General features: G+C 48.2%; 15 protein-coding genes. All 15 read right to left on the reverse strand.

The genetic code is table 11. The annotated features are described in order from the left end of the window. Positions 1 to 325 precede the first annotated feature (325 nt). The 15 genes from C3B51_RS15460 to rbfA all read right to left on the reverse strand — a co-directional run bounded on the left by C3B51_RS15460 (position 326) and on the right by rbfA (position 18,023). Entirely contained in the window at positions 326 to 1,183 is an 858-nt protein-coding gene (locus tag C3B51_RS15460) for a tetratricopeptide repeat protein (RefSeq protein WP_130245648.1), read from the reverse strand. A gap of 75 nt (positions 1,184 to 1,258) precedes the next feature. Beyond that, positions 1,259 to 3,199 (reverse strand): DNA topoisomerase III, encoded by a 1,941-nt coding sequence (locus tag C3B51_RS15465; protein WP_130245649.1) that lies wholly within the window; start codon positions 3,197 to 3,199, stop codon positions 1,259 to 1,261. Between the two features lie 96 nt (positions 3,200 to 3,295). Beyond that, entirely contained in the window at positions 3,296 to 5,410 is a 2,115-nt protein-coding gene (locus tag C3B51_RS15470) for a methyl-accepting chemotaxis protein (RefSeq protein WP_130245650.1), read from the reverse strand. Positions 5,411 to 5,678: 268 nt separating this feature from the next. After that, positions 5,679 to 6,008, reverse strand: coding sequence for a Na+/H+ antiporter subunit G (locus C3B51_RS15475; RefSeq protein WP_130245651.1), 330 nt, complete (start codon positions 6,006 to 6,008; stop codon positions 5,679 to 5,681). A 9-nt stretch (positions 6,009 to 6,017) separates the two neighbouring features. Further along, positions 6,018 to 6,287, reverse strand: coding sequence for a K+/H+ antiporter subunit F (locus C3B51_RS15480; protein ID WP_010385043.1), 270 nt, complete (start codon positions 6,285 to 6,287; stop codon positions 6,018 to 6,020). Further along, complete coding sequence (locus C3B51_RS15485; RefSeq protein WP_125719871.1) at positions 6,281 to 6,817, reverse strand: Na+/H+ antiporter subunit E; 537 nt, start codon at positions 6,815 to 6,817, stop codon at positions 6,281 to 6,283. The genes C3B51_RS15480 and C3B51_RS15485 overlap by 7 nt, the downstream gene beginning before the upstream one ends. Next, complete coding sequence (locus C3B51_RS15490) at positions 6,818 to 8,329, reverse strand: monovalent cation/H+ antiporter subunit D (RefSeq protein ID WP_130245652.1); 1,512 nt, start codon at positions 8,327 to 8,329, stop codon at positions 6,818 to 6,820. It abuts the gene before it with no gap. Further along, positions 8,326 to 8,700 carry a Na+/H+ antiporter subunit C gene (locus tag C3B51_RS15495; RefSeq protein WP_046005481.1) on the reverse strand — a complete coding sequence of 125 codons (375 nt, stop codon included), beginning with the start codon at positions 8,698 to 8,700 and terminating at the stop codon, positions 8,326 to 8,328. Before C3B51_RS15495 ends, C3B51_RS15490 begins: the two co-directional genes overlap by 4 nt. After that, a complete protein-coding gene (locus C3B51_RS15500) occupies positions 8,700 to 11,492 on the reverse strand; it encodes a monovalent cation/H+ antiporter subunit A (RefSeq protein ID WP_130245653.1) in 2,793 nt (930 codons plus the stop codon). Before C3B51_RS15500 ends, C3B51_RS15495 begins: the two co-directional genes overlap by 1 nt. Positions 11,493 to 11,724: 232 nt before the next feature. Beyond that, entirely contained in the window at positions 11,725 to 12,897 is a 1,173-nt protein-coding gene (locus C3B51_RS15505; RefSeq protein ID WP_130245654.1) for a hypothetical protein, read from the reverse strand. 4 nt (positions 12,898 to 12,901) lie between these two features. Next, positions 12,902 to 13,804, reverse strand: a complete 903-nt coding sequence (gene nlpI / locus C3B51_RS15510; protein WP_125719879.1) for a lipoprotein NlpI — start codon at positions 13,802 to 13,804, stop codon at positions 12,902 to 12,904. 111 nt (positions 13,805 to 13,915) lie between these two features. Further along, positions 13,916 to 16,030, reverse strand: coding sequence for a polyribonucleotide nucleotidyltransferase (gene pnp / locus C3B51_RS15515; RefSeq protein ID WP_054015305.1), 2,115 nt, complete (start codon positions 16,028 to 16,030; stop codon positions 13,916 to 13,918). A 272-nt stretch (positions 16,031 to 16,302) separates the two neighbouring features. Beyond that, positions 16,303 to 16,572, reverse strand: coding sequence for a 30S ribosomal protein S15 (gene rpsO, locus C3B51_RS15520; RefSeq protein ID WP_010385052.1), 270 nt, complete (start codon positions 16,570 to 16,572; stop codon positions 16,303 to 16,305). Positions 16,573 to 16,677: 105 nt separating this feature from the next. Continuing rightward, a complete protein-coding gene (truB, locus tag C3B51_RS15525; protein WP_046005485.1) occupies positions 16,678 to 17,613 on the reverse strand; it encodes a tRNA pseudouridine(55) synthase TruB in 936 nt (311 codons plus the stop codon). Next, the gene (rbfA, locus tag C3B51_RS15530) at positions 17,613 to 18,023 is read right to left on the reverse strand and encodes a 30S ribosome-binding factor RbfA (protein WP_125719883.1); all 411 of its coding nucleotides are present in this window, start codon (positions 18,021 to 18,023) and stop codon (positions 17,613 to 17,615) included. The genes truB and rbfA overlap by 1 nt, the downstream gene beginning before the upstream one ends. Between the last annotated feature and the right edge of the window lie 37 nt (positions 18,024 to 18,060).

Below are 18,060 nucleotides of genomic sequence, written 5' to 3' on the forward strand. Positions count from 1 at the left end.
TTTTTCTTAATTAAGCTTTCCATTTGGCTTTCCCTTCACTTGACTCGTTGCTTTTCAGCTTTCTACTTCGTAGTGAGTGCCCCGTGTCGGTGGATGCGCATTATAGGGAAATCGAAACCAAGCACAACCCCTTTTTTGAGGAAAAGTGAGAAAAACTCGCCCTTCGTCCACTTTACATACAGAACACGACAAAACGCACCGCTTTGTCATCAAATATTCACCTATTTGACACAATTTAATTGCTAGGGGATCTAAGTATTGTACATTTCAGAAGAGACGCAAGAAAAAATGGCGCTTTTTTGCGCCATTTTAGTAGAGAAAAGAATTAATACAAAAGACTGTAGAGTTTTCGTCGGTATCGAGCCGCAATTTCATCGCCCTCGGGTAAAGACGCAATGATATCCAGATAGCCTTTTTTGGCTTCTCCAAAGTTCATGTCTTTTTTTAGCACAGATATCAAGCTTTCCAATGCATCGGCTTTCTTTCCTGCATCGACCTGGGCCTGAGCCAGTTGACATAATATAGATAAATCATCCGGTGAAGCTTCGGCTTCAGCCATAAGGCGCTTGAGTTCAGGTGACTCCTGAGCCTCTTTTGCTTGTTCCAGCTTCGACTTTAAGTTAGTGAAGTAGGCATCCTGTGCTTCTGCCGGAACAGACGCAAGTAGTGCCTCTGCCTCTTCTACTTTTTGTATCTGAATACAGATATCTGCAAATACCAGCGAAACTCTTGGGTTATCTTTTGCAACACCATAAGCCTGCTTTGCCAGTGCAAAGGCATCATTCAGTTCACCATTAGCAAGCGCTTGCTTGGCTTGCTCAAGTAAGATCAGTTCAGGTGAAGGCAGATGCTCCGACAAAGCCTTGGAAATCTCTTCTGGTGTTTTTGCGCCAGGGAGAACATCTACAGGTGCACCGCCTTTCAACACAACCAAAGTTGGTAACGCCTGAAGGCCCACTTGTTGGGCTAACTGAGAAGCAAGCATTTGTTGTTGATCACAATCGACCGTAGCGACCACTATATTATTTGGATATTGCTGAGCAAGCGCATCGAGAATATCAGCTTGTGCAATACAGTTTGGTTCCTGGGCGCTAAAAAACGTCATTAATACGAGCTTTTCAGGATCCGAAGATGCCAACACCTGTTGAATGTTTTCCGGTGTAAGTAAGATTTTATTTTCCATGTTCAAACCAGCTGTGATATTTGACTATCTATATGGTGACATCCATGCCAATTACAAGGCAAATATAAAATCCGATTAAGCTGCTGACTTTCGACGACCATTTCGTGTACTTGCGCGTTTTTTGGTTCTTTTTTTAGAAAATGAGCCTCTCGATCCTGATTTACCACTTTTCAGGCCACTGAATATGGAACTGTCACTCGTATTCGCGCGTTCAATAATACCTGTTATTTCATTTTCAAGAGGATGCATAAAAGTCTGATAGGTTTGCTCTTTCATTGCGATTTTTGCCAATTGTGACTCCCACAGTGCTGTTCTATCTGGCAAAGATAGATCTTCGGGAAGCGTCTTGACTAGCGCAGCGCCTAGCTCTGTTGATTTAATGCTTTTACCATTACGTTGCAAAAAGCCTCTTTTAAATAATAAATCGATAATTCCGGCTCTGGTTGCCTCTGTCCCGAGCCCATCAGTCTCCTTCAACACTTTTTTGATGTCAGCGTTCGACACAAATCGGGCGATGCCAGTCATGGCACTTAATAATGTGGCTTCTGTAAAGTGGTTGGGGGGTTGAGTATGTTTCTCGATGACTTCTCCTTTAAAGCAGTGAAGTAACTCGCCAACTTCCAGCTGGGGCAACATAACTTGTTTCTTTTCTTCCACTTTAAATAAGCGTTTAAAACCAAGGTCGATGATCTGCTCCGCCTTAGCAACAAACACTCCGCCTGCAATATCAAGCTCCACTTTGGTTTCTGTATACCGATAAGCAGGATAAAACTGCGCGAGATACTGAGTACAAATGAGCTGGTAGACTTGCTGCTCGTACTGGCCTAACTGGGCCGTCTTTAGCTTCTTTGCTGTCGGAATGATGGCGTGGTGCGCCTCAACTTTGGCATCATTCCAGCATTTGCTTTTCAGGCTCAGATCTGCACCCGCAACTTTATCTTCTTCCAACCCCTGGTTATTTAGTGCCGCATCCAATACCTGCTTAGACTCGCCAAAGTGCCCCTTCGGTAGGTAGCGATTATCCGATCGGGGATAAGTGATCAGTTTATGTCTTTCATAAAGCGCCTGACAAACATCCAACACTTGTTTAGCCGACATACCAAAGCGTTTGTTGGCATCGATTTGTAGTGCCGATAAGTTATAAGGCAAAGGCGGGTTGTGCTTCTTTGGCTTAGCATCTATTTTTTTGACCTGAGCGTCCAGCCCCTGGATCCTTGACGCGACATTTTCGGCCAACCCTTTAACCAGCACTCTGCCTTCCTCATCCATATATGGCTGACATGCCTCACTGGGTTGCCACTTGGCACTAAACTCTGCCCCGTCGCTTTTTCTGACCAGCGCTTGCACCTCAAAAAACGGTTTAGAAACAAAGTTGGCTATTTCCATATCCCGCCTGACAACCAAACCAAGGACTGGCGTTTGTACTCTGCCAACTGACAGCACCCCCTGAAATCCTGCTTTTTGTCCGACCAAGGTATACGCCCTGGTCAGGTTCATACCATACAGCCAATCAGCCCTTGCTCTGGCCAAAGCTGACACACTCAAAGGCACAAATTCCTGATTCGTACGCATTTGGTTTAGTGCCTTCTTGACTGCCGCAGGGTTTAGATCGCTGATCAGCAGTCGCTGAGCGGCTTGCTTTTTAGATGCCGACGGCTTTGCTTCTTGCAATACCTCATCAACCAGTAACTGACCTTCCCTATCAGGATCACCCGCATGCACAAGACAGTCAGCTTGCTTGATCAGCTTTTTTACGACGCTGAGTTGCTTTTTGGTTTTAGGTTTTGCTTTGAACTGCCAATGCTCAGGGATAATGGGTAAATGCACCATTTGCCATTTTTTGTATTTAGGGTCGTAGTCCTCGGGAGCGGCCTGCTCCAGCAAATGGCCAATACACCAGGTAACACAATCTCCATTGGCTACCTCGATATAACCATCATGCTTTTTATGTGGCTTAGGCAATACGTCTGCAATGGCTCTACCCAGAGAAGGCTTTTCGGCAATATAAAGTTTCATTCTTCAGAAAAACTGTATGTATTTACAGTTATGATAGTCAACTCTGGCAGTAATTACCAGAGCTGACTCGATCGGACAAAGTGATTGGAGCGGGAGTTAGGTTTTCAGTAAATTTAACTGCTTGTGCTTTTGCTCCACTATATACGTCATTGCACTGGCCGCCTGCTCTACCTCATCGGCAAAACCAGACAATTCAGCTGCCGCATCTGATATACCTGTTGTATTGGTGCTGATCTCCTCAGTCACCATGCTTTGCTCTTCTGCTGCAGTCGCAATTTGTGTTACCTCATTTGAGATACTGCTTAGTTCGCCCACTAAGCTACTCATTAATTCGGCAGACTCCTGGCAGTATGAAACCGCCTGCCCACCCTGGCTAACCGTTCTTTCGATGATCTGCTCAGAGCCCGTGACTTCACTTTGCAGATTATCAATCAGCTTACTAATGTCATCCGTTGAGGCCTGTGTTTTTGACGCCAATGCCCGTACCTCGTCGGCAACCACTGCAAAGCCTCTCCCTTGCTCACCTGCTCGCGCGGCTTCAATTGCGGCATTAAGCGCCAGTAAGTTGGTTTGTTCAGCAATGGCGCGTATCACATCCAAAATCTTAGAAATATCTCCACTGCGCTCAGAGACTTTCCCGAATGCGTTTTTCGCTTCCAGGACCTGCTCGGCAATTTCCTGAACCGTTTCTGTCGTTTTGACTATGCTACGCTCGCTGCTCTGCACCGTTTCAACAGCATGGTTTGTGCTTGAGGCGGCTTTTTCTGATGCCCTGGCCACTTCTGTTGCCGTTGCACTTAGCTCGTTAATCGCTGTCACAACACTGTCTATTTCAAGATGCTGATTAGAAACCTTGTTTTTGATATTAATCGCGGCCTCAGTGGTTTTGTGTGACTGAGCATAAGACTCCTCTGCCAGCTCTTTTAGGTCAACTATCATGCTTCTTAGTTTATCGGTGAAGCGGTTGAAGCCGTTGGCCAAAGAGATCAACTCAGCATGATGACTCACTTCCAGTTTATGAGTTAGATCGCCTTCACTGGAAGCCAGGCTCTCTACCCGCTTTTCAATATAGGTGAGCGGACCAATAATGGTATTGATCAGTACCAAAGCAAGCCCGAGCGCAACAGCCGCTACCACAGTGCCCAAAAACAGCATCCAACGCCCTAATGAGTTGGTAGATTCCTCAATCTGTTGCTCTATCTGAGTGACAGAAGCCAACGCAACCTCTTTAGGTAATTCAATAACCAAAGACCAGGTCGTATTAGCAAGCTTGATTTCAATAGGTACCGCAATCGCAAGCACATCCCCTATTTCGCTAAAACCACCTTGTTGGTGTAAGTTCAGCAGCTGCTCTGCTACATCGGGATTTACGGATTCATTTAGTGGTCTGGCAAGTTTATCGTAGTGACTGGCACCCACAACCAGCCCAAGTTTACTAAGCAAAGAAACTTTTGCCTGTCCCTGATAAAGAGATTCAGATAACTCATCAACTAGCTGCTGAAATACAGGCAAGTTGACATCAACTCCAACCAGCCCCTGAAAACGCCCGTTGACATCAACCGGCACAGTTAACGAGGTCATCAACATTTTATTGCCCGGAGAGATTTCGTACAGGTAAGGTTCCATAATACAAGGGGCAACACTGTCGCGCGCGCACAGATACCATTCGGCTTCCCGGAGCCCAAACTCGTTACGCTTGTCTAAATATTTGTCGGCAGCCGATTCAATTTGGTGCTGGGTGATGCCACTTGCATCTCGAGTAAAATATAGTTCCAGCGTACCGTCGCCTGGCGCCGAGTGGCTGGCCCCGGATGTATAAGCCTGATCTTGTCGATCATAGCCGTTGGGCTCAAACTGGGCATACATGGAAGAGACAAATCGGTTTTGTTTCAATGCACCAGCAACAAGGTCTTGCACCTGGTTGCGTGCAAGGGGTTCACTAACTGAAGTTTCTTTCAGCGCACCTGCTAATGTGTAGGGCACCCGATAAGCCGAATTGATAAACTCGGCCACCTGCTGTGCATAATATTGTCCCTGCGCTGTTAGCCCGGTTCTTATCTCCTGATAAACCAGCTCTCTGAGCTGAGTACTTTGCACTTTGTTCTCTTTTTGCAGGTTCATCCACATGGTTGTTACTAACAAGGCAACGAGGGCGGTAACTAGCGTAATCACAAACAGGATAAGCTTCTTCTTGATGGACATATGCTGCATATAAAACACTCACAAATGGTTGTTTATTTAGATAACTTTAGCAAAAGTTTCGCTTTCTTGCGTATTCTAAAATGACAGCTTTAAGTAATTATGACTACACTAATCCGCGATTTTTTTTACACCAAACAAGAATAGTACATTAATTAAACTAATTTTGATTAAACGAACAAGATGTAACAGTATAAGAAATTTGGGCAGGTCGTATAGTCGGTGTTGTTGACTGGAAAAAGAGTCGCTGTTGAACAGCGACTCGCTATTAAAAGGAAACTCAATCTTCCTCAATTTTATCTTTACCACGGGTAGACTCAATGCTATCTAACCTGTGATGAATCGCAGATTTAATCAGCATATATCCACTGATAGGCGCGGTAATTAGCAAGAACATTGAGATTAGTACTTCTTTTACACTCACGCCTTCACCGTAAAAGCCATAATAAGCCATTGCAGCAAACAACAGACAGGCCATGCCGAGTGTTGTTGCTTTAGTTGGCCCGTGCAGACGCATGAAAAAATCAGGCATTTTAACCAAGCCGATGGAGCCAACTAGGACTAAACTGCCGCCCAACAATAATAAAAATGAAATAATCCATTCCATCATGTGCTCCCCCTATTCAATGATATCGCCGCGCAGCAAGTATTTACATACTGCAACTGTGCTGACAAAGCCGAGTAAGGCAATCAATAGAGCAGCCTCAAAATACAGTGAAGTGCCCATATTCATGCCATATAGCACTATCAGCGCAATGGTATTAATGTACATGGTATCCAATGCCAGTATGCGATCCGGAATAGAAGGCCCAACAACAAGTCGCCACAAGTTTAGTAGCAAAGATACACCGATCATCGCAAAGACAATCAAAATCACCGTCTCTAGCATGCAAAGATCTCCTTAATGGGTTTTTCATAACGCGTTTTAATCGTCTCGATCAGGGCCGCTTCGTCATCCAGATCCAACACGTGGATCAGTAAGTAACGCTGTTGCGGCTCTGTGCCATCAGTCATGTCTTCGGGCCAGGGGTAAACCTCTGCACTCACTGTACCCGGAGTCAGCGATACCGTACTCGCCAGGATGGTGATGGGCATGGACTGAGCCAAATCAATTGGCACTTTCACGAACGCGGGTTTCAACTTTCGTGTCGGGCCAAGAATTTTGATGGCAACTTCAATATTTGCCATCAGAATATCGTACAGAACCAGCAACAGATATTGTAAGGCTTTGCCAGGTTTCAACACCAAAGGCTGTTTAGTCCGAAACGGAAAAGTAGCAAGGGGAATGGCGACGGCCAGGATAGCCGCCAAAATCAAGTGCCCCGGTGCTACGCTGTTGTTCAGCAGCAACCAAACAACAAACAACATCAAGCTGCGAAACGGAGTCGGCAACCATCTATATTTAGCTTCCAAACGCATTTAGTTCACTCCTCCCAACACGTCCTGCAGTAGCCCCGTGAAGTCATGTAATTCCTGCGCAGCAAGCAGAGCATATTCACTCAGAGGACCGGCAAAAATCACCATTAGTGGCGCGCACATCACCAGTAGTAGTACGGCGAAGATCTGCGCAGGATGAGCCCGCTCCTGTTCACTGTCGCTCTTACCTGTGTGGTGCCAAAAAACAGTGCTGCCCGCTTTTGACACTGATACCAACACGGCCAGACTCGCGACCAGATAAATCAGCCAGAACCAGTTACCATAAGGTGTGTCCAGAGTCGACCTTAAGATCCAGATCTTACCCACAAATCCTGATAGAGGCGGCATGCCAATGACAGCGACCGCCGCAACCAGAAATGCGCCGCCAAGGAATAGAGGCTGAGCAACTGGCCGCCCTGCGGTGATCCTGTCTGCCACTTTACCTCTTTGTCGGGCGATCAGATCCGCTAACAGGAACAACGCTGCACTGACCAGAGTCGAATGCACCAGGTAATACACCGCAGCGGCGCTACTCTGTACACTTTGAACAGCCACTAGGGCAACTAACGTACCTACGGATACAACAACCAGATTCGCGACCATTTTACGTAAATCCTGGCTCGCTAATACACCGATTGCGCCCATTACTATGGTTGCCATGGCCAGCCACCAGAGCCAGTTTTGTGCCATGTGGCTTAGTTCACCCGCTTCTTCACCAAAGATCAGGGTGTATACGCGCATCATCGAGTACACACCCACTTTGGTCATGATTGCAAACAGCGCAGCCACTACCGGCATTGCCGTCGAATAGGTGTTAGGCAGCCACAAGTGAAGCGGCAGCAATGCGCCCTTCAGGGCAAACACGACCAACAGCAGCAAGCCACCTATCTTAGCCAGGTAGACATCGTCGCCTTGCAGCAATGTTACTTTTTGTGCCATATCTGCCATGTTCAGCGTGCCCAATGTACCGTACAGGATCCCCAGAGCGATCAGGAAAACAGACGAGCCGACCAGGTTTAAAATCACATACTGCAATGCTGCTCGCGTGTTGCGCTTATCTCCACCGTGCATTAGCAAAGAATATGACGCAATTAACAAGACTTCGAAGAATACAAACAGGTTAAACGCATCTCCCGTGAGGAAGGCACCATTCACACCGAGCACCAGAAAGTGCAACAATGGGTGGAAAAAACTGCCGCGCTCATCGTCGCCGGCGCAGCTGTACAGACCACAGACCAAGCCCAGGAAAGACGTTAGAGTGACCAGCAAGGCCGATAGTGGATCGGCAACTAACACGATACCAAACGGCGCAGACCAGTTACCTATGGCGTAAACCGAAGTACCATGCTCCTGCGTCATCAACAGCAAAATTGCCGATGCTATTGTCGTGATCACGCCCATCCCAACCGAGACAATGCGGCGCGCTCTGAGGTTCTTGCCACAGGGCGGCATTAACATAAAAATAGCAGCCAGCATTGGCAACAATACTGGCAAGGAAGTTAAATGCTGCGTCATGCTTTACCTTGCTCCTTACGCTGAGAGCCAGCGTTACGAGAAGTTGCAGGTACTTCACTGCCATTGACATGATCATTACCTAAGTCTGCACGACCGCGGATAGCGAGGATGACCACAAATGCCGTCATAGCAAAGCCGATAACTATCGCGGTTAAGACCAACGCCTGCGGCAGGGGATCAGCATACCCGTCGCTAAAGCCCAAAACCGCGGCTTTGTTCATCGTCAGTCTGCCTGATGCAAACAAAAATAGGTTTACTGCATACGACAGCATCGTCAGCCCCAGTACCACCGGAAAGGTGCGGGCTCGTAAAATCAGGAACACACCGCAGGCGACTAACAAACCTACGCAGGATGAATACAATAGCTCCATTAAATATTTACCTCTTCTTTAGGTGCATTGGCTGTCAACTTACCCAGGCTTGCCAGGATCATCAACGTCGCGCCAACAACCGTAATATACACACCCAAGTCAAATACCAATGCGCTGGCAAGCTCAATCTCACCAATCACTGGCAAATCAAAGTAATCAAACCAGCTGGTCAGGAACGGTCGGTCAAATACCCAACTACCCAAGCCAGAAATCATGGCTATCGCAATACCTGAGGCAATGATCTTCCGGTAGTTAAGCGTAAAGCGCTCTGAGATCCAGTTCGACCCGTGTGCAATATACTGCAAGATAAAGGCAATCGCGGTTACCAGACCAGCAATAAAGCCGCCACCCGGCAGGTTATGACCACGCAGGAAGATATAGACCGACACCAGCAAGGCAAGCGGTAACAGGCTCTGTGAGATAGACGCCAGCAGAATCGGATAACGCTCTTTCGCCCACGGTCGACCTTCTGAGTCACTACCTGGCATAAACAGTGGCAGATTAATCAGCAGCTTATAAATACCCAGTGCGGCAATACCAAGCACGGTGATCTCCCCTAAGGTATCAAAGCCACGGAAATCAACCAGGATGACGTTCACTACATTGGTACCGCCACCGCCTGTCTTAGCATTGGCAAGGAAGAAGTCAGAAATTGAACTCAAAGGACGTGTGATCAAGGCATAGCAAATACTGCCTACAATGACACCTATCGCAGAGGCAATACCTAAATCGCGCAATACGCGCACTGAGCTGCTCTCTTTAGGTGTTCTCTGCGGTAAGAAAAATAAAGCCAGCATCAGCAGAATAATAGTGACCACTTCTACCGTTAACTGAGTCAGTGCTAAGTCCGGCGCTGAGAAGCGAGTGAACGCCACTGCCACCATCAGGCCTACGACCGAGATCATCAACAAGGCAACCATACGGGTACGATGCCAGATCACTGTGCCAATGGCACCAATCATCAGAAGTCCAGCACCAATGGCATTATGTACATCAATTGGAGTCGGTTTATTTTCGCCAACCAGCTGACTCATCTCGAACAGCGGCCAGCCAGCACTCAGCATAACCACCATTAACATCAGCATCAGATAACGTTGCAATGAACCATTCTCAATGGCGTCAATGCGGGCGCGGCTCCAGCTTACCACCTTATACATGGCATGTTCGAAGCCTTTTTTCGCATTGATAGGCGGCAGCGAAGCCTGGAACGCAAATAAGTAGCGACGCTGAGTATAAATAAGTAAACCACCACACACTGCGATACCACTCATCAGCAGGGGCAGATTGAAACCATGCCAGATTGCAATCTTAAACTGCGGTGGCTCTGTGCCTAGCACGGCAGCAGATGCCACATTCAGGATGTCGCTAACGATAAAGCCCGGGAACATGCCCACAATCAGACACAGTGCGACCAGAATTTCGATAGGCACACGCATATAGCGTGGCGCTTCGTGCGGCTCCTTAGGCAGGCCAACCGGCTCCCCATTGAAGAACACGTCGTGGATAAAACGCGCTGAGTAAGCCACAGAAAAGGCAGCGGCAATGGTTGCCAAAATCGGGATCAGCCAGGACATTGAGCCAAGCAACTGCTGATGTAAAGTTTCTGCAAAAAACATTTCTTTTGATAAGAAGCCGTTCAACAGCGGCACACCCGCCATAGAGGCTGCAGCGACCATGGCCAGTGTGGCTGTGTATGGCATAAATCGCCACATACCGTTGAGCTTGCGCATATCGCGCGTACCGGTCTCATGATCTATGATACCCGTTGCCATAAACAGCGACGCTTTGAAGGTCGCGTGGTTAATGATGTGGAATATGGCTGCCACCGTTGCCAGTTCGGTATCCAGCCCCAGCAGCAAAGTGATCAGGCCTAAATGGCTGATGGTCGAGAACGCCAGCAGTCCTTTCAGGTCATGCTTAAACAAAGCGATATAGGCACCGACCAGCAAAGTTACAAGACCGGTCAGGCCAACCAGAATAAACCAAATTTCCGTTCCGGCTAGTGCCGGATAAAAACGCGCAAGCAGGAAAATACCCGCTTTCACCATAGTCGCCGAGTGTAAGTAAGCACTCACAGGCGTAGGTGCCGCCATGGCATGGGGTAACCAGAAGTGGAACGGGAATTGCGCAGACTTAGTAAACGCCCCCAGCAATACCAGGATCAGTGCCAGTTCATACAAATCATGGGCCTGAATAAGCTCGCGACTGGCCAGGATAATATCCAGGTCATAACTGCCAACAATGTCACCTATCAGCAACAGACCGGCTAACAGTGCCAGACCACCGCCGCCGGTGATCGCCAGCGCCATTTTTGCCCCTTTACGGGCTTCGGATTTATGCCACCAATAGCTTATCAGCAAAAATGAGCTGATACTGGTTAATTCCCAGAACAGCCAGATTTGCAATACGTTGTTAGACATCACAATGCCCAGCATGGCGGTCATAAACAACATTAGGTAAGCGTAGAGTTTGGGCATCGAGTCGTTACTACTGAGGTAGTAACGCGCATAGAAGATCACCAGTACGCCAATCCCCAGGATCAGGAAAACGAACAGAAGTGATAAACCATCTAAGCGGAATGAGAGTTCCAAGCCCAACAGCGGGATCCACTCTATGGTGGTGCGCAGCTGTTCATTGGCGAATACGTCAGGGGCCAAATAGCAGGCCAACGCAAGTGCCAATCCGGGCGCAAGTAAAGTCACCGCAGTCGATTGATTGCGGGATAGTTTACCTGTTAATGATGAGAGTAAACTGCCTAATAAGGATAGCAAGGGTATCCAAAGCAATGTCATAAAGAAAACCTTTTATCTTCAATAACCGTAAATAAACGGAACAGCGCGCAGTATGTAGCTAGTGTTATGCATAGACTATCTGATTTATTTTGCGCACGTTTTTATCACACATAACGCTTACCAGTTATACTTGATTAGTATTTGAGTTGTCTAGACTTTCGCGCTCTATACGCTGCCATTTTAGCCAACATTTACAAACAATTCAGATTAAATTCATAAATAAACTCGGCTTTTAACCCTTTGCGGCTAATCTAACCTGAATAAATTGCTGAAAGTCGGTGGGTTTATTTCTTTGTTGCTGAAAAGCCAACAGCCAAAGCGCTTTGTAACGCTTGGTCAAAGCCAGACTCTGATATTGCATGTTAGACATCGCTTGCTGTGGCTTATAGGCGGGTAACAGCCCAGCCTCGCAACTGCGACTGGGATACCAGCCTTCAGGCGGCTGATGGCCAACATATAAATTAGGCGCTTTCAGCCCGGGTGTTGCACATATCCAGCGAGCTTTTGATTCGCCAATGGCATACTCGTCTTCAAAGCCACTAAAGTGCATCAGCTCATGAATGAACACCTTATAGTCACTGCTCAGGCTTAGCGTCATCACACCGCGACTGACATTGGCATCACCGCGCGCCGTCATCAGCACCAAGTGATCAGCCGATGACCATTTGGCTCTGCCAGGTAATGTCGACAAGTCACAGTAGGCGAACTTCTGTGTTTTTATCCGGCACTGCAAGTCTGCCCCCAGATACACAGGATCGGCAAAACAATAACTGCCAGCAAACGGCAACGGTGCGGCGAGATACTGCGCTTTCAGCTGTGTCAGCTTATTCAGCCCCTGCCAGGAATCGCTCAGCATCACGACCCGCCGGGCACATTGAGTGCTCCCCCAGCTGATCTCATCAAGCGTTTTTATCTTCAGAGCCTGTAGGTCAGCGCCGCTCAGTGAACTGGCCGGTGCTCCCTGCATTATCTGTGACAGCGTCATATAAGGATGAGGCAACGTAAATTGAGCAGCCAACTGCTGTACTTCAGATACCGCCTCTGCGGCGATAAGTGATTCTAATAAACGCCGTCGGGATTGCTGACTGACCGCTTCCCAGTGCGCACTGGCCAACAGCAGTGCCGTATCAAGCTCCCCCTGCATGACCTGGCGAAGCGCCCATTCAAACGCCGCCTCAGGATGCCCCAGCTGGCGCAGTGCTAATACGGTATCGTCGGGTAACTCAGGCAGGTGTAATTTCGCCCGCTGAACATCAAGGTAAAAACTCTGCGGGCTGCGTTTAAGTACAGAGAGCTGCGCCTGGCGTGCGTTAGGAGAGTGAATTTGCCAGGGGTTGAAGGTGCTGCTCGCAATGAGGGTGCAGCAAATGAGCAGCACCACATAGCGAAGCATCAACAAAGACATAAGCTCAGCTTACATCCGCCCGATTCATTTCATCGGCAATAATTTGTAGCTCCAGCCGGGCATATTTATGCTCTACAAATTCATATACATTGGTTGCCAGGGCCAGTTTAAAAAACTCAATCGCTTTGCTGGTATTGCCCTGGGCTTGGTAACGCTTAGCCAGATAAAAATAGGCCTCACATAAGCGCTCTGCAAACTCCTGCTGCGACTTAACACCGTCTCCCACCTGAGCAAGAAAAGCTTGCTGAGACAGCTCACCCAAGTAAAGCTGGACCAATTGCGTTGCCCATTCATCATTATTTAATGCCTGACTATGCTGCTTAAGCGCCGCTTTTGCCGCAACTGGGTCGATTTCTGATTCAGCCAGATAAAGCCACATCAGCCGATACGGGTCCTGGGGAGAACGCTCGAGAAAGGATTCAAAGTCATTCGCAGCCAGCGCCGGTCGCTCACCATAATACAGCGCAATCCCGCGGTTTAAATAGGCGTACTCATGGTCTGTGTTTAGCTCCAGCACTGCATCAAACATTTCATAAGCCGTGCCATATTCCTGCCTGAGTGTGTGGTGAATGCCCAAGAAGTTGTAGACCTCTGCCAGGTCTGGCTTTAGTTTAACGGCACGATTGAAGTCTATGCGTGCCAATGTGGTTAAACCCAGACTGTCGTAAAGCATGCCACGGTTATAAAACAACTGAGCTTGCTGCTCGCTATCTAATGTTTTGTTCTGTAACAGCTCGCTGTATCTGGCAATGGCGATTTCATTGCGAAAATTGGCCGCCAGAGGCACGGCAAAAGGTACGGTTACATTCGGTACATCCGCGGCCTGCTGAGTTGACTGGCATCCCAGCAAACTCATACATAGCAAAGGTAATAATAACAGTCTCAATCTATTTCCCCTTTTGGGCATGTTGCGAATTGGTGATCCGCTCGTCGCTACTCGGTTTGAGCGATCATTAAAGCATAAAAAAAGGGGCCATTCAGCCCCTTTCATCGAAACTCATTGTTTCTTTGTCAGATCTTACTCAGCAGCAGGTGCCGCTTCTGACTCTAATGCTTCTTTGATGCTCAGACGCACACGACCCTGACGGTCTACTTCCAGTACTTTTACCTTCACTTCCTGGCCAACGCTCAGGTGATCAGCTACGTTGTTTACGCGCTCTTTGCTGATCTGTGAAATGTGTACCAGACCATCTTTACCAGGTAGTACGTTTACGAATGCACCAAAATCTACGATACGGTTTACTTTACCTGTGTAGATAGTGCCTACTTCCAGCTCAGCAGTCAGCGCTTCGATGCGAGCAATCGCTTCTTTCGCGCTGTTACCGTTGGTTGCAGCAATCTTAATGGTACCGTCATCTTCGATTTCGATGGTTGTATCTGTTTCTTCCGTCAGCTGACGGATCACCGCGCCACCTTTACCGATTACGTCTGCAATCTTCTTAGGTGGAATATTCATAGTGTAGATGCGAGGTGCGAACTCAGACAGGTCCTGAGATGGGCTGGCGATTGCCTGGTCCATCACGCTCAGGATGTGCAGACGTGCTGCTTTTGCCTGACGCAGTGCGATCTGCATGATTTCTTTCGTGATACCTTCGATCTTGATATCCATCTGAAGTGCAGTTACACCCGCGCTGTTACCCGCTACTTTAAAGTCCATGTCACCCAGGTGGTCTTCGTCACCCAGGATGTCAGAAAGTACGACAAAGTCATCGCCTTCTTTAACCAGACCCATCGCGATACCCGCAACAGATGACTTGATTGGTACACCCGCATCCATCAGGGCCAGAGACGTACCACATACAGACGCCATTGAAGACGAACCGTTTGACTCAGTGATCTCAGAAACCACACGTACAGAGTACGGGAATTCTTCAAGCGTTGGCATAACCGCTTGTACACCGCGCTTAGCCAGGTTACCGTGACCAATTTCGCGACGCTTAGGCGAACCGATGAAACCTGTCTCACCCACACAGAATGGAGGGAAGTTATAGTGCAGCATGAAGTGATGCTTCTGCGTGCCAATCAGGTTGTCCATCATTTGTGAATCGCGTTCTGTACCTAAGGTAGCAGTAACCAAAGCCTGAGTTTCACCACGTGTGAAGATGGCTGAACCGTGTGTACGTGGCAATACGCCAGTCATCACGTCAAGTGCACGAACCATATCTGGTTCACGGCCATCGATACGCTTCTCACCCGCGATGATGCGGCCACGTACGATTTTCTTCTCAAGTGAGCTGAACAGCTTAGACACTTCCTGCTCGTCCAGCGCTTCGCCTTCAGCCAGCTCAGCAGTCAACTTCTCAACCACTTCCGCTTTTGCTTCGCTTAGTGCGTCTTTACGTGCCACTTTATCAGTGATGCGGTAAGCGTCACCTACTTTTTGTTCAGCGATGGCTGCGATTTTGTCAGACAGCTCAACGTTTTTCTCTGGTGCAGTCCAGTCCCAAGCCGGCTTGCCTGCTTCTGCAGCAAACTCGTTCACAGCCTTGATGATAGCCTGTGATTGCTCATGACCATAGACAACCGCGCCCAGCATTTCTTCTTCAGTCAGAATTTCAGCTTCTGACTCAACCATCAGTACAGCACCTTCGGTACCAGCAACAACCAGGTCAAGCTTGCTTTGCTCAAGTTCTGTTACTGACGGGTTCAGTACGTACTGACCATCAGTGAAACCAACACGCACGGCGCCGATTGGACCATTGAATGGCACGCCAGAAATGGCCAGCGCCGCAGAAGTACCAATCATTGCAACCATGTCTGGTTGAATTTCAGGGTTTGAAGAAACCACTGTTGCGATAACTTGAACTTCGTTTACAAAGCCGTCCGGGAACAGAGGACGGATTGGACGGTCGATCAGACGCGCAATCAGCGTTTCATTGTCTGAAGGACGACCTTCACGCTTCAGGAAGCCACCAGGGATACGGCCTGCCGCATACATTTTTTCCTGATAGTTTACTGTCAGAGGGAAAAAGTCCTGACCAGGTGCCGCTTCACGCTTACCTACAACAGTGACTAGTACAGAAGTGTCGCCAATACTGGCCAATACAGCACCGTCAGCCTGACGCGCAATTGCGCCTGTTTCCAGGGTTACTGTGTGTTGACCAAGTTGGAATTCTTTAATAATTGCTTGCACAAATATATTCCTTACAAAAATAACATATAAGCGCCAACAACGACCAATTACAGTCTTAAGCGGACTAATGAGGCTAATAACTATTTGATAAAATTGATTAAACCAAACAGAGCTAGATGATCCGCTTAAGCACTACAATTGGCTGCAGACTTGGCGCTGAACCGCCAGAATGGTGGTTCGGGCATAAGTATACTGAGTATATACCCACAAAAAAAGGGGCGATTTAGCCCCTTTTTTCTTATCGGATAAAAATCCGACAAATAATCAAATTCTTAGCGACGTAGGCCAAGCTCTTTGATTAGTGCAGAGTAACGCTCTACGCTCTTACCTTTAAGGTAGTCAAGCAGGTTACGACGCTGGCTTACTTTACGTAGCAGACCACGACGTGAGTGGAAGTCATGCTTGTGGTTAGCGAAGTGACCTTGTAGCTTGTTGATATCAGCAGTTAACAGTGCAACCTGAACTTCAGGAGAACCAGTGTCGCCTTCTGCGCGTGCGAATTTTGCTACGATTTCTGCTTTTTCTTGATTGCTTAGTGACATAATAAACTCCAATTGTTTAAGTAATGCTTCAGCCGATCACTAATTCAGCCAAAGCGACAAAGCGGGCGGCATTGTATCAGCAATTGCCCCCGCTGACAAAAAATTTTATTGTGCGCTGGATAAGGCCCGCTTGGCCTTTAAATGGCCGTGCTGATTGCGCTCGCCAATACCGACAAAACGACCATCAGCCACGACTTTCAGTACGCCCTCTGGCAGCTCGCCAACCACCACGGTTTGACCGTGGCTGAATGCCACGCCCTGCTCCGCACTGATCTCTACCGCCGGTAAATCAACCAGCGCCGTGTCCATCGGGAGTAACAACGCGTCGATGTAAGTCGACGGCGGCAAATCTTCTGCTTTGGCCTGCTGAAGTTTTTCTTCGAGCTCTTCCAGCGTGATCATTTTATCACTCGGATAATGACCCACTTCAGAGCGATGCAGCATAATGACATGTGCCCCACAGCCAAGCTTCTCGCCCAGGTCATCCACTATGGTACGAATGTAAGTCCCTTTTGAGACATGCACCGTCATCTGGATCTCTTGCGCCTGCTCGTCGTATTCATCCAAAGTAATCGAGTAGACGTTGATCTTACGGCACTTGCGCGGCACCTCGATGCCTTCACGGGCGTACTTGTATAAAGGTTGACCCTGATACTTTAGCGCTGAGTACATCGACGGATACTGATCCGACTCTCCCAAGAAGCTGGCGACGTCCTGCTCTAGCTGCTCACGAGTGATTTGCACCGGGCGTGTTTCAACCACTTCGCCATCAGAATCCGAGGTCGTGGTACGCTCGCCTAATTTGGCACGGACAACATAAGTTTTATCAGTATCCAACAGGAACTGGGTGAACTTAGTCGCTTCACCAAAACAGATTGGCAGCATACCCGTTGCCAGCGGATCGAGTGCCCCCGTATGGCCGGCTTTTTGCGCAAAGTAGATGCCTTTGGCTTGTTGCAGCGCTTTATTGGAGGAGATCCCCTGCGGCTTATTGAGCAGCACAATCCCGTCTATTGGACGGCCTTTACTACGACGCGCCATCAGGCTTCTCCGTCGTCGCTTTTCGTATCTGGCTGCGCTTCGTCACCACGCTTTTCATTGTCTTTGCGGATCACTTCATCAACCAGATTAGAAATGCGCATACCTTCCATCAGGGAGTTATCCAGCACAAAACGCAACTCCGGCATGATCCGAGCGCGGATCCGTTTACCCAGCAGTGAACGGATATAGCCTGTCGCTTCATTTAAAATAGACAGGTTTTCTTTGGTTTTGTCATCGTCACCGCCAAGCACAGTGATAAAGACCTTGGCGTAGGACAGATCGCGCGATACTTCTACAGCCGATACGGTGACCATGCCCAAACGTGGATCTTTAATCTCACGCTGTAGAATCACGGCAATTTCTTTTTGGATCTGTTGTGCAACACGATCAGTACGAGAAAATTCTCTCATTTTCACCACTTCAATTTAATCATTAAAACGGGCAATG

It is taken from the genome of Pseudoalteromonas rubra (assembly GCF_004212645.1).
In the GTDB taxonomy this organism is placed as follows: domain Bacteria; phylum Pseudomonadota; class Gammaproteobacteria; order Enterobacterales; family Alteromonadaceae; genus Pseudoalteromonas; species Pseudoalteromonas rubra_G.